The following is a 12,109-nucleotide window of genomic DNA, read 5'->3' as shown; positions in this document are numbered from 1 at the left end:
GGCGGGTGGTGGCGCGGAGGGTGCATCCCGAAGCGTTACGGCAAGGTGTCCTCGATGTTGGGTTGGTGGCGACAAGGCAAGCAGGCAATGTCGCAGCGCGGCCGCAGGCTTTCGTTGTGGCCTAAAATGGCCTGGATACGACCAGCCAGGATCCGCCATGAGCTTTCCCGCCATCCGCATGCGCCGCATGCGCCGCGACGCCTTCTCCCGCGCGCTGATGCGTGAGCACACCTTGCTGGCCAGCGACCTGATCATGGTCGCGTTCGTGATCGAGGGCGAAGGCCAGCGCGAGCCGGTACCGTCGATGCCGGGCGTGGATCGGTTGTCGATCGACGAGCTGCTGAAACTGGCCGGTGAATGCGTGCGTCTGGGCATTCCGGCGCTGGCGCTGTTCCCCTCGCCGGATGCCGATGTGAAATCGCTCGATGCCAGCGAGGCGTGGAACCCGGACAACCTGATGCACCGCGCCACCCGCGCGTTGAAGGCGAAGTACCCCGAGCTGGGCTTGATCGGCGATGTCGCGCTGGACCCGTATACCACCCATGGCCAGGACGGCCTGATCGACGCGAGCGGCTACGTGATGAACGAGCCCACCGTCGAGGCGCTGATCAAGATGTCGCTGGCGCAGGCCGAAGCGGGCATGAATTTCGTGGCGCCGTCGGACATGATGGACGGCCGCATCGGCGCGATCCGCGATGCGCTGGAAGACGCCGGCTACATCCACACCCGCATCCTCGCCTATTCGGCGAAATACGCTTCCGCGTTCTACGGCCCGTTCCGCGATGCGGTGGGTTCGTCGGCGAATCTCGGCAAGGGCAACAAGCACACCTACCAGATGGACATCGCCAACAGCGACGAGGCACTGCGCGAAGTCGAGCTGGACATCAACGAAGGCGCCGACGCGGTGATGGTGAAACCGGGCCTGCCGTATCTGGACGTCGTTCGCCGCGTGAAGGACGCATTCGGCATGCCGACCTTCGTGTATCAGGTCAGCGGCGAGTACGCGATGCTGAAGGCGGCGTCGCAGAATGGATGGCTGGACGAGAAGGCAGTGGTGCTGGAATCGCTCACCGCGATGAAGCGTGCGGGGGCGGATGCGATTCTTACCTACTATGCGATCGATGCGGCGCGGTGGTTGCGCGGGGAGTAGATGCCGCCAGCTTTCAACGTCCGTTATCGGCCCAGCGACATGCGGTGGCAATGAGAGCGGACGTCACGCGTACTGAGCGATGCCGTTGCCGAATGACCAGTTCTCCTTCGATGTCTCGACTAGGTTGATGAACACGTCTTCGGGGCGCAGGCCGGGATCGGCGGCCAGGTTGTCCGCGATGCCGCGGTACAGCGCCTGCTTCATTTCCACCGTGCGGCCGGTGTTGCAGGTGATCTGCACGATCACCAGGTCGTCGCTGCGGGCGATGCCGAGGTAGCCGGGGTCGTAGTCGAATTCATCGGCGTCGTGCTGACTGATCAGGATGAAGCGATCATTCTCGGGCACGTTGAAGGTCTCGCGCATGGCTTGGTAGACGCCGTTGCGCAACGCTGCGAGATGGGCGGACGACTTGCCGCGGCGAAGGGTGATGCGGACTAGGGGCATGGGAGGTTCTCGGTGAGGATGTCGCTGCCACGTTCTGTGCACCGTTGGCGTTGCGGCGCTGTCAGTAGGCGAATTCGCGGAACACTGGATCGACGCTGCCGTTCCAGGCGCCATGGAACAGCTCCAGCTTGCGTTCGGCCGGAGTCTGATTCGCTTGCACGATCTCGATCATGGGTTCGAGGAAGATGCTTTCGTCGGCGCCGTTCTTGTTGAGGCGCGCGCGCCGCCGCAGGCCGTGGCCGGCGATCTTCAGCGCTTCCTCGGCGAGGTCGCGCACGCTGCCGCCGCGGAACAGCAGTTTCAACGCATGCTTCGGCACGCCGTCGCGCAACGCATGGCGTTCCTCGCGGCTGAAGTCCTTGACCAGATCCCACGCGGCATTCAATGCCTCGTCGTCGTACAGCAGGCCAACCCAGAACGCGGGCAATGCGCATAGACGGTTCCACGGACCACCGTCGGCGCCGCGCATCTCCAGGTATTGTTTCAGCCGTACCTCGGGGAAGGCGGTGGTGAGGTGGTCGGCGAAGTCCTTCATGCTGGCGCGTGTGCCGGGCAATGTAGGCAGTTCGCCGGCCATGAACTTCTTGAAGTCCTGTCCGGCCAGGTCGATGTAGTTGCCGTCCTGGAAGCTGAAGTACATCGGCACGTCGAGGATGTAGTCGACGTAACGCTCGTAGCCGAAGCCGTCGGCGAACACGAAGTCGAGCATCCCCGTCCGGTGCGGGTCGGTATCGGTCCAGATGTGCGAGCGATACGACAGATAGCCGTTTGGACGTCCTTCCGTGAACGGCGAGTCGGCGAACAGCGCGGTGGCGATCGGCTGCAGCGCCAGGCTCACGCGAAACTTCTTGATCATGTCCGCTTCGCTGGAAAAATCCAGATTCACCTGCACGGTGCAGGTACGCGTCATCATGTCCAGCCCGAGCGAACCGACCTTGGGCATGTACTCGCGCATGATCTTGTAACGGCCTTTCGGCATCCACGGCATCTCGTCGCGGCGCCACTTCGGCTGGAAGCCCATGCCCAGGAAACCGAGCCCCATGCCGTCGGCGATCGAGCGCACTTCCTCAAGGTGCGAGTTCACCTCGCAGCAGGTCTGATGGATAGTCTCCAGTGGCGCACCGGACAATTCCAGCTGGCCGGCCGGTTCCAATGTGATCGAGGCCTTGTCGCGCGACAGCGCTACCGGGTTCTCGCCTTCGCGGGCCACGTCCCAGCCGTAGCGGGTGGCGATGGTTTCCAGTAGCAGCTTGATGCCGCGATCGCCCTCGAAAGTCGGGGGGCGGAGGCTGTCGGTGAGGAAACCGAATTTTTCGTGCTCGGTGCCGATGCGCCACGCTTCGCGGGGCTTTTCCCCGGCGGCGAGGTAATCGGTCAGTTGCTGGCGGCCCTGGATCGGGGTGCTCTTGACGGCACTGGGTATGGACACGGGCAAAGCCTCGCTGGGTGAGCGAGTCACTATGGGGGTGTTGCGTGACAACGAAAAGGGGGAGGCGGCAAATAATTGTACGTCGTGGTGCAGATTCGCCCGCCGGACAATAAAACGGGGCCCGCAGGCCCCGTTTCGACGCAAATCAGCAGCCCGATCAGCGCTTCATCGAATTGAAGAACTCGTCGTTGGACTTGGTGTTCTTCATCTTGTCGAGCATGAACTCCATCGCGGAGAGTTCGTCCATCGGGTGCAGCAGTTTGCGCAGGATCCAGATCTTGGCCAGCATGTCCGGCTCGATCAGCAGATCCTCGCGGCGGGTGCCGGAGCGGTTGATATCGATCGCCGGGTAGACGCGCTTCTCGGAGATGCGGCGGCTCAGGTGCACTTCCATGTTGCCGGTGCCCTTGAACTCCTCGTAGATCACCTCGTCCATCTTGCTGCCGGTTTCGGTCAGCGCGGTGGCGATGATGGTGAGGCTGCCGCCTTCCTCGACGTTGCGGGCGGCTCCGAAGAACCGCTTCGGACGCTGCAGCGCGTTCGCGTCGACACCGCCGGTGAGCACCTTGCCGGAGCTCGGCACCACCGTGTTGTAGGCGCGGGCGAGACGGGTGATCGAATCGAGCAGGATCACCACGTCCTTCTTGTGTTCGACCAGGCGCTTGGCGCGTTCGATCACCATCTCGGCGACCTGCACGTGGCGCACGGCCGGCTCGTCGAACGTCGAGGAGATCACCTCGGCGCGCACGGTGCGGGCGATTTCGGTCACTTCTTCCGGGCGCTCGTCGATCAACAGCATGATCAGATGCGCTTCGGGGTGGTTGTAGGTGATCGCCTGGGCGACGTTCTGCAGCATCATCGTCTTGCCGGATTTCGGCTGCGAGACGATCAGGCCGCGCTGGCCTTTGCCGATCGGTGCGATCAGGTCCAGGATGCGGCCGGTGATGTCCTCGCTCGAACCGTTGCCGCGCTCCAGCTTGAACGCCTTGCGCGGGAACAGCGGGGTGAGGTTCTCGAACAGCATCTTGTTCTTCGACGCTTCCGGCGGATCGCCGTTGATGTCGTCGACGCGCAGCATCGCGAAGTAGCGCTCGCCTTCCTTCGGGTGGCGTACGCGGCCGGTGATGTAATCGCCGGTGCGCAGGTTGAAGCGGCGGATCTGGCTGGGCGACACGTAGATGTCGTCCGGGCCGGCCAAGTACGACTCGTCGGCCGAACGCAGGAAGCCGAAGCCGTCCTGCAGGATTTCCAGCACGCCTTCGGCCCAGATGCCGCCGCCGGAACGGGCGTGCGCCTTGAGCACATTGAAGATCACGTCCTGCTTGCGCGCGCGGGCGACGCCTTCATGCACGCCCAGCGATTCGGCGAACTCCAGCAGCTGGATCGCGTTCTTGCGCTTCAGCTCGGTGAGGTTGATCACCCGGTCGTTGCTGCCGGGATCGGCGTTGTCGTCATCGACCGGCAAGCCGTTCGGGTTGGGCCGCGGATGGCCGCCGCCCTGCGGACGCGGTTGCTGTTGCTGCGGATTGCCGCCGCCACGCTCGTTGCGCCGGCGCCGGCCGCGGCCTTCGCGGGCTTCGCGACCGCCGCTGTTGGGGTTGTTCTGGCCCTGATTCTGACCCTGGTTCGGGTTCTGGCCCTGGTTTTGGCCCTGAGCTTGAGCCTGGTTAGGATTCTGACCCTGGTTCTGGCCTTGGCCTTGATTCTGGCCTTGCGCCTGCTCTTGGCCTTGCGGGCTGGACTCACGCAGTTCCTGCGCTGCGCGCTGCGGTGGCGTCTCCCCGTAGGACGCTGGCGTCATCGGCGCCGCAGCCGGTGGGGCGGAAGGCGAGGGTGTGGGAGCTGCCGGCCGCTCCGGCGGCGGAACGGGAGCCGGCACGGGAGTCGCAGCAGGAGCTGGCCGGTCGGCAGCCGCCGCTTTCTCGGCATTCGCCGCAGCGATCGCTGCCGCCGTGCGGCGCGGCGCGCGGGCGCGCGGCTCGGGCTTGCCTTCGGCTGCAGGCATGGTATCGGCGCTCTTGGCGTCGGTTGGGATTTTGTTATCGGTATCGGACACGGGCTATCCTCGCGGGGCGCCGTTGAATTACAGGAGGGAGGGTGTGCGTCGCGCGGAGGGCGCAAGGGGACAGGACTGTCCCGACGGACGCGCTGAATCTAGCACCCGCTGCGCATCGGCGTAAAGCCTCGTGAATCGGCCTTGCTCATCCGGGCCGGTTCCGCGCAGCGGGTTTGCAACGATGGATCAGATGGCCTTGTCGATCATCTGGGTCAGCTGCCCCTTGCTGACGGCGCCGATCTGGGTCGCCTCGACCTTGCCGTTCTTGAACACCATCAGGGTCGGGATGCCGCGCACGCCATAGGCTCGCGGGGTCTGCTGGTTCTGGTCGATATTGACCTTGACGATGCGCAGCTTGCCTTCGTACTGCAGGGCCAGCTCATCGAGCATCGGCGCGATGGCCTTGCACGGGCCGCACCATTCCGCCCAGAAATCCAGCAGCACCGGGGTTTCGGATTTGAGCACCTGCTCGTCGAAGGCGTCGTCATTCACATGGGTAATCAGGTCGCTCACCGGGGATCTCCGTGGCTGGGGTCAAGGTGCAAGACAATGGGGTGGCAAACTCGGGAAAACAAGGAGATAGCGACTTTGGAGCATGGCAGACTCCAGAGGCCGTCATCAGTTACACTCAGGAGCCCACGAAGCGCGGGTTGGGCAGGAACGAGAGGTGCCATGAGTGGCAGGTCTTCATTCCAGCGCAACTCCGGGCACGATTCAAGGGCGGCTTGCACAGCTGCCCGTCAGACCGCCGGCAAATACGGCGTCGCCAGCCGCGGCGCGACCTTGTTGACCCTGACATTGAGCTGCTTCGCTGCGCATCGCGCACCCGTCCTGCACCGCCCTCCGCCGACCTTCGGCGTCTGAAGCGGGTGCAGCGCATCACGCCGCCGTCAGGCAAGGTCAACCATCCGCATATGTCACAAACCGTACTCACCGATACCTTCTTCACCAATTTCGATCTTCATCCGCTGCTGCAGCAGGGTCTGGACGACAGCGGCTTCACCCGCTGCACGCCGATCCAGGAAATGACCTTGCCGCTGGCGCTGGCCGGGCGCGACGTCGCTGGCCAGGCGCAGACCGGCACCGGCAAGACCTGTGCGTTCCTGGTCGCGCTGATGAATCGCCTGCTGACCACGCCGGCCGTGGCCGACCGCAAGGACAGCGACCCGCGGGCGCTGATCATCGCGCCGACCCGCGAGCTGGCGATCCAGATCGAGAAGGACGCCAAGGCGATCGGCCGCCACACCGGCCTGCGCAGCGCGCTGATCTACGGCGGCGTCGATTACGACAAGCAGCGCCAGCAATTGAAAGACGGCTGCGACATCATCATCGCCACCCCCGGCCGCATGCTCGACTATCACAAGCAAGGGGTTTTCAGCCTCAACAGCGTCGAGGTGATGGTGATCGACGAAGCCGATCGCATGTTCGATCTCGGCTTCATCAAGGACGTGCGCTTCATCTTCCGTCGCCTGCCGCCACGCGAGCAGCGCCAGGTGCTGCTGTTCTCCGCCACGCTGAGCCACCGCGTGCTGGAGCTCGCCTACGAGCACATGCACAACGCCGAGAAGCTGGTGGTGGAGAGCGACAACGTCACCGCCGACAAGGTGCGCCAGCTGGTCTACTTCCCCGCCAAGGAAGAGAAGATGCCGCTGCTGTTGAACCTGCTCGACCGCACCAAGCCGAGCCGCAGCATCATCTTCGTCAACACCAAGGCCGCCGCCGAGCGCATCACCGAGCGGGTCAAGCGCCACGGTTGCCGCGTCGGCGCGATCTCCGGCGACGTGCCGCAGCTGAAGCGGCAAAAGCTGCTGCAGCGTTTCCAGGATGGCCAGCTGGACATCCTGGTCGCCACCGACGTGGCCGCACGCGGCCTGCATATTCCCGCGGTCAGCCACGTGTTCAATTACGACCTGCCGCACGAGGCGGAAGATTACGTGCACCGTATCGGCCGTACCGCGCGGCTCGGTGCCGAGGGCGACGCGATCAGCTTCGCCTGCGACCTGTACGCGATGTCGCTGCCGGAAATCGAGACCTATATCGGCCAGAGCATTCCGGTGGCGCCGATGGACCCGGAGTTGTTGATCATGCCGAAGCCGCATGCGATCGATGCCGAGTTCGCCGCGAACGCCGCTGCCGATAGTGCCGCTTTTGGCGATGTGGTCGCGCCGCGTCCGGGCGAGGCACCGCGTCGTTCGGGCGGTTCCAGCCGCGGTGGCGAGCGCAGTGGCGCCTCGCGCAGCGGCCCGCGTCCGCCGCGCGAGCGCAAACCGGCTGTGCCGGTCTCCGAGACGGAGCAGCCGGTGGCCGTGCCGGTACAGCGGACCGAAGCGCCGACGGCCGATGGCGGTGTCGCCGCCGAAGGCGTGCGCAAGCCGCGCCGGCGTCGCGGCGGCCGCAACCGCCGTCGCGAAGGCGCGCCGACCGATGGTATCGAGACGAATGGCCATGTTCCCGCGGTGGCCGAAGGCAACCGCGCACCGCGTGGCGAGCGTCGCCCGCCGCGTGAGCGCAACGCGACCGAGTCCACCGGCAGCACCCACAACCGGCCGTCGCGGCAGGTCGCGGTGACTTCCGGCAAGACCGGCGAACATGCCCACGCGAAGAAGCCCGGCTTGTTCCGTCGGCTGACCCGGCTGTTCACCGGGCGGTAGCCTTGGGTTGAGAAAGTGCGACCTTGCACTTTCTCAACGCGCCGAATCCGCACGTGCTGAATCGGCGCGATCGATCGGCTCACGAAGTCCGCATCTTGACGCCGGCTTCCCTTATCCTTGGCGCTGGTACGACGGCACGCAGGCTCGGGGATACTCGGTGATCCATTTTGATCAAGTCAGCAAGCGCTATGAGGGCGGCCATGAGGCGCTCTCACAGCTTTCGTTCGAGGTGCCGACCGGCGAGATGGCCTTCGTCACCGGTCATTCCGGCGCCGGCAAGAGCACCTTGCTCAAGTTGCTGGGCCTGATCGAGCGGCCCTCGCACGGCACCATCAGCATGGATGGCAAGAGTCTGGCGAAGATCCGTCGCAGCGGCATTCCGAAGTGGCGGCGGCAGCTCGGCATGGTGTTCCAGGATCACCGCCTGCTGATGGAGCGCACGGTGTTCGCGAATGTCGAATTGCCACTGGTAATCGGCGGTATCGCCAAACCCGAGCGCGCCAGACGAGTACGGGCGGCGTTGGAAAAGGTCGGCCTGCTCGCCTATGAGCGTCAGCTGCCGGCGACCCTGTCCACCGGCGAGCAGCAGCGGGTCGGCATCGCCCGCGCGATCGTGGCGCGGCCGACCCTGCTGATCGCCGACGAGCCGACCGGCAACCTCGACCCGCAACTGGCCGTGGAGATCATGGGCTTGTTCGGCGAATTTCAGCAGGTCGGCACCACCGTGCTGATCGCCAGTCACGACCTGCCACTGATCAAGCGCATGAAGAAGCGCGTGATCGTGCTCGACCATGGCCGGCTGGTCGCCGATCTGGCAGCGCAGGAGGTGCTGTGAATACGTCGTCCGAAGGCGTCCACGCGACCGCCCGCGCAGCCACGCCCGACGCGTCGCCGCGCAACGAACACACCCGCGGCCGCCGTCTCGGCAACTGGCGGGAACATCACGGTTGGAGCGCGGCGGCCAGCTTGCGCCGGCTCGCTTCGCGCCCGCTCGGCAGCCTGCTCACCATCGCCGTGATGGGTCTGGCACTGGCCTTGCCGCTGGCGTTCTATCTGCTGCTGGGCAATGTGCAGAAGCTCGGCGATGCGCTGGGCCAGAGCCAGGCGATCAGCGTTTTCATGCAGCCCGGGCAGACCGCCCAGCAAGCGCAGATGCTGGCCAGCCAACTGGGTGACCGCCCCGAGGTGGCTGCGGTGGTCGTGAAGACTCCGCAGCAAGGCATGGATGAACTGGCGAAAATGCAGGGCTTCTCCGGGGCGGTGCAGTCGCTGGACGACAACCCGCTGCCTTACGTGCTGCAACTGCAGCCGCGCGCCGGGACAAGTGCCGGCGCGCTCGAACAGCTGGTGGCCGATGTACGCACGATGCACAGCGTCGAGCTGGTGCAGGACAGCGGCAGCTGGCGCCAGCGGCTGGACGCGCTGCTCGGTGTCGGCAATCGTGTCGTGCTGGTGCTGGCTTCGTTGCTGGCGTTGGCCGCGTTGCTGGTGGTCGGCAACACGGTGCGAGTGGATATCGCCAGCCGCAGCGAGGAAATCGGTGTGTTGCTGCTGGTGGGCGCCAGCAATGCGTTCGTGCGCCGGCCATATCTGTATGCGGGAATCTGGTATGGCCTGTTCAGCGGCATCCTCGCTGCGTTGCTGGCGCTGCTGATCGAGTTCACGCTGGCGGGGCCGGTGGCGCAGTTGAGCCGCGCTTACGATGGCAAGCTGCAGGTTGGCGGCTTGCCGCTGTGGCTGCTGCTGGCGGTGCCGCTGGCTGCGGCGGCACTGGGCTGGCTGGGCGCGCGGCTGGTCAGTGCTTGGCAATTGCGCAAATTGGGCTAACCGGTTCTGCCTAAGGTGATGCGAATCGCAGCCATTGACGCGGCGCTCAGTGCACTATCTGTAATGGAAGCGGGCGCAGGGGGTGCGGTCGCGGGTTCATCGGCAAGGATCGCCGCGGGTCAGGTGGATGAGTTAAGGAATGAGTACGAATATCAGCAGTCGTCTGCTCACCGAGGCACCGCGTGTGCTGGTGGTCGACGGCTCGCGAGTGGTGCGCCAGTTGATCACCCGTGTGCTGCAGGCCGAACTGCCCGGTGTCGAAGTGATCGGCTGCGGCAGCGGTGCCGATGCGCAGCAGGTGCTCGGCGAGGGCGTGTTCGACTTCATCACGATCGCGCTGCGCCTGCCCGACATGGACGGGCTGGAACTGGCGCGCTTCGTGCGCGAGTCGGCGCCGCAGATCTATGTGCCTATCGTGGTGGTGTCCGGCGATGTCGAGGATCGCCTGCATCGACGATCGCTGGGCGAGCATGTCACCGACTATTTCGACAAGGCGCTGGGGTTTCAGGCGCTGGCTGAATTCATCCGCGGCTACGTGAGCCCGCAAACGGCAGCGAAGGGCACGGTGCTCTACGTCGAGGACAGCCGCGTGGTGGCTCTGGCGACCCGGCGCATGTTGGAGAAGATCGGCCTTACGGTGCGGCACGTGGTCAGCGTGGAGGATGCGCTGGCCATGCTGGAAACCGATCGTGCACTGGGTTGGGTCGGTGCCGACGTGGTGTTGACCGATGTCAGTCTGAAGGGCGAGTTGACCGGTGGCGATCTGCTCAAGCACATCCGTGGCGAGTTCGGTTATGGCAAGGGCCGGCTGCCAGTGCTGGTGATGACCGGCGACGAGAATCCCGCCAATCAGGCCGCGCTGATTCGTGCGGGCGCGAACGATCTGGTCGAGAAGCCGGTCGAGGAAAAACTGCTGATCACCAAGCTGCTATTCCAGTTGCGGGTCGCGCAACATCTGCGCAGTCACGCGGGCGCTGCATGAGCGGCGAGCGGGCCGGCCAAGAAAAAGTCAGGCTTGAGCCGTCGTGGAAGGCGCGCATCGGCGACTATCTGCTGCGGCCCGAGATGCAGGCGCTGTCGATGTTTCTGCGCGCGGAGAAACAGGCCGGCAAACGGATCTATCCGCCTGGCCCGGAAATTTTCGCGGCATTCGAGCACACGCCGTTCGATGCCGTGCGCGTGGTGATCCTGGGTCAGGACCCGTATCACGGACCCGGCCAGGCCCACGGTCTGTGCTTTTCGGTGCGTCCCGGTGTGCGGGTGCCGCCGTCGCTGGAAAACATTTTCAAGGAAATCCAGCGCGATCTCGGCATCCCGCGCCCCGACCACGGCTGCCTCACACCGTGGGCCGATCGCGGCGTGCTGTTGCTCAACAGCGTGCTGACGGTGGAGGAAGGCCGCGCCGGTTCGCACCAGGGCAAGGGCTGGGAAGGTTTCACCGACGCGGCGATCGACGCGCTCAACCGCGAGCGCGAGGGCCTGGTGTTCCTGTTGTGGGGCTCGTACGCGCAACGCAAGGGCCAGCTGATCGACACCAGCCGCCACTGCGTGCTGAACTCGGTGCATCCGTCACCGCTGTCGGCTCACCGGGGTTTCATCGGCTGCGGACACTTTTCGGCAGCGAACCGCTATTTAGAGCAGTGCGGCTACGCTCCCATTAACTGGTCGTTGCCTATACGCGCAGATATAGAACGCCACAAAGCTGACGCTTAACGCCGCCATATCCAGCAGGATGGGAGATAGTGGGTAATCTTGCCGTTCGGTATGGAAATGGCCTTGTTTGAACATTTGAAATCCAGTCCTCGGAGCAGCTTCTGCATGCCCTTCGATTGAGCGGTGCAGTAAGCACATACTTCGGAGCCGTCGGTGGCATTTGCTTGGAAGTGCCGAACGAGTGCTTCGCCGACACCTTGTCTGCGGAATCTTGATTCGACCACCAGATATTCGATGGTGACGGTCTTTCGGCCGCCCTCGGCGCAATCGGTGCTGGCCAAGGCCGCCCCCAATGTCTGGTTGCCTCGACGAACCACCACGAATTGATCAGATTTGAATTGATCAGACTTGAACAGCCGACCAAGTCCCCATACTCCCCCCAGGATTGCCTTGGCGCACCGCAGGGCGAGGGCGTTTTGCACTTTTTGGCTGAAGCTGATTTCCGGGATGAAGTGTCTTTCCGCGGCACCCGATTCGACTTCCGTGAGAAAGAACAAGATGTCCCAGGGAGCTGCCCGCGTGATCTGCAACGGATGTACTCGAGATGTGCGATGCCCTGGAACGTTTATCAACATGGCATTCATGGATGCTTCCCTCTCGGGGGGGTATTTAGAGGCAGCATAAACTAACGCACATTCGGACATTCGGATGACTGCAAATTGCGATTGTCGTCGTTATTCTGAATACGTCACCGCTGTCGGCCCACCGCGGGTTCATCGGCTGCGGGCACTTCTCCGCCGCCAACCGTTATCTGGAGTCACATGGTTACGCGGCCATGGACTGGTCGCTACCGCCCGCGGCCATGCTGTCGGCGACTGTTCGCGCGGGCCACGCGTAAC

General features: G+C 64.4%; 11 protein-coding genes and 1 pseudogene. 7 read left to right on the top strand and 5 right to left on the bottom strand.

The window, feature by feature from the left end:
- Positions 1-157 precede the first annotated feature (157 nt).
- A complete protein-coding gene (gene hemB, locus BUA26_RS06875; RefSeq protein ID WP_072758998.1) occupies positions 158-1,150 on the top strand; it encodes a porphobilinogen synthase in 993 nt (330 codons plus the stop codon).
- Positions 1,151-1,213: 63 nt separating this feature from the next.
- Here hemB and BUA26_RS06870 read toward each other — a convergent pair whose 3' ends face one another.
- From BUA26_RS06870 to trxA, 4 genes are all read right to left on the bottom strand, one after another.
- Complete coding sequence (locus BUA26_RS06870; protein WP_072758997.1) at positions 1,214-1,594, bottom strand: tautomerase family protein; 381 nt, start codon at positions 1,592-1,594, stop codon at positions 1,214-1,216.
- A 61-nt stretch (positions 1,595-1,655) separates the two neighbouring features.
- On the bottom strand, positions 1,656-3,023 hold the full coding sequence (locus BUA26_RS06865; protein WP_072758996.1) for a glutamate--cysteine ligase: 1,368 nt from the start codon (positions 3,021-3,023) through the stop codon (positions 1,656-1,658).
- Positions 3,024-3,180: 157 nt separating this feature from the next.
- Entirely contained in the window at positions 3,181-5,028 is a 1,848-nt protein-coding gene (gene rho, locus BUA26_RS06860; RefSeq protein WP_178368576.1) for a transcription termination factor Rho, read from the bottom strand.
- A 237-nt stretch (positions 5,029-5,265) separates the two neighbouring features.
- A complete protein-coding gene (gene trxA / locus BUA26_RS06855) occupies positions 5,266-5,592 on the bottom strand; it encodes a thioredoxin TrxA (protein ID WP_072758994.1) in 327 nt (108 codons plus the stop codon).
- 401 nt (positions 5,593-5,993) lie between these two features.
- On the opposite strand from trxA, the gene BUA26_RS06850 reads away from it, so the two are divergent.
- The 5 genes from BUA26_RS06850 to ung all read left to right on the top strand — a co-directional run bounded on the left by BUA26_RS06850 (position 5,994) and on the right by ung (position 11,270).
- Complete coding sequence (locus tag BUA26_RS06850) at positions 5,994-7,730, top strand: DEAD/DEAH box helicase (RefSeq protein WP_072760138.1); 1,737 nt, start codon at positions 5,994-5,996, stop codon at positions 7,728-7,730.
- A gap of 157 nt (positions 7,731-7,887) precedes the next feature.
- Positions 7,888-8,565, top strand: coding sequence for a cell division ATP-binding protein FtsE (ftsE, locus tag BUA26_RS06845; RefSeq protein WP_072758993.1), 678 nt, complete (start codon positions 7,888-7,890; stop codon positions 8,563-8,565).
- The gene (ftsX, locus tag BUA26_RS06840) at positions 8,562-9,557 is read left to right on the top strand and encodes a permease-like cell division protein FtsX (protein ID WP_072758992.1); all 996 of its coding nucleotides are present in this window, start codon (positions 8,562-8,564) and stop codon (positions 9,555-9,557) included. Before ftsE ends, ftsX begins: the two co-directional genes overlap by 4 nt.
- A gap of 139 nt (positions 9,558-9,696) precedes the next feature.
- Positions 9,697-10,539: a response regulator gene (locus BUA26_RS06835; RefSeq protein ID WP_072758991.1), complete on the top strand. Its 843-nt coding sequence runs from the start codon at positions 9,697-9,699 to the stop codon at positions 10,537-10,539.
- Positions 10,536-11,270 carry a uracil-DNA glycosylase gene (ung, locus tag BUA26_RS06830; RefSeq protein WP_072758989.1) on the top strand — a complete coding sequence of 245 codons (735 nt, stop codon included), beginning with the start codon at positions 10,536-10,538 and terminating at the stop codon, positions 11,268-11,270. The genes BUA26_RS06835 and ung overlap by 4 nt, the downstream gene beginning before the upstream one ends.
- Here ung and BUA26_RS06825 read toward each other — a convergent pair.
- On the bottom strand, positions 11,267-11,854 hold the full coding sequence (locus BUA26_RS06825; protein ID WP_178368550.1) for a GNAT family N-acetyltransferase: 588 nt from the start codon (positions 11,852-11,854) through the stop codon (positions 11,267-11,269). The genes ung and BUA26_RS06825 overlap by 4 nt on opposite strands.
- 83 nt (positions 11,855-11,937) lie before the next feature.
- On the opposite strand from BUA26_RS06825, the pseudogene BUA26_RS20700 reads away from it, so the two are divergent.
- Positions 11,938-12,108 (top strand): annotated as a pseudogene (locus BUA26_RS20700) (uracil-DNA glycosylase); the annotation flags it as partial.
- Position 12,109 lies beyond the last annotated feature (1 nt).

The organism is Rhodanobacter sp. OK091 (genome assembly GCF_900142825.1).
In the GTDB taxonomy this organism is placed as follows: Bacteria; Pseudomonadota; Gammaproteobacteria; order Xanthomonadales; family Rhodanobacteraceae; genus Rhodanobacter.
This window is presented reverse-complemented; position numbering and strand designations above follow the sequence as displayed.

Bases quoted from the DNA above. Each gene is read 5' to 3' on its own strand.
- rho (WP_178368576.1), bottom strand. From the start codon at position 5,028: ATGCCTGCAGCCGAAGGCAAGCCCGAGCCGCGCGCCCGCGCGCCGCGC.
- BUA26_RS06850 (WP_072760138.1), top strand. From the start codon at position 5,994: ATGTCACAAACCGTACTCACCGATACCTTCTTCACCAATTTCGATCTT.
- BUA26_RS06825 (WP_178368550.1), bottom strand. From the start codon at position 11,854: ATGAATGCCATGTTGATAAACGTTCCAGGGCATCGCACATCTCGAGTA.
- ung (WP_072758989.1), top strand. From the start codon at position 10,536: ATGAGCGGCGAGCGGGCCGGCCAAGAAAAAGTCAGGCTTGAGCCGTCG.
- BUA26_RS06835 (WP_072758991.1), top strand. From the start codon at position 9,697: ATGAGTACGAATATCAGCAGTCGTCTGCTCACCGAGGCACCGCGTGTG.
- hemB (WP_072758998.1), top strand. From the start codon at position 158: ATGAGCTTTCCCGCCATCCGCATGCGCCGCATGCGCCGCGACGCCTTC.
- BUA26_RS06870 (WP_072758997.1), bottom strand. From the start codon at position 1,594: ATGCCCCTAGTCCGCATCACCCTTCGCCGCGGCAAGTCGTCCGCCCAT.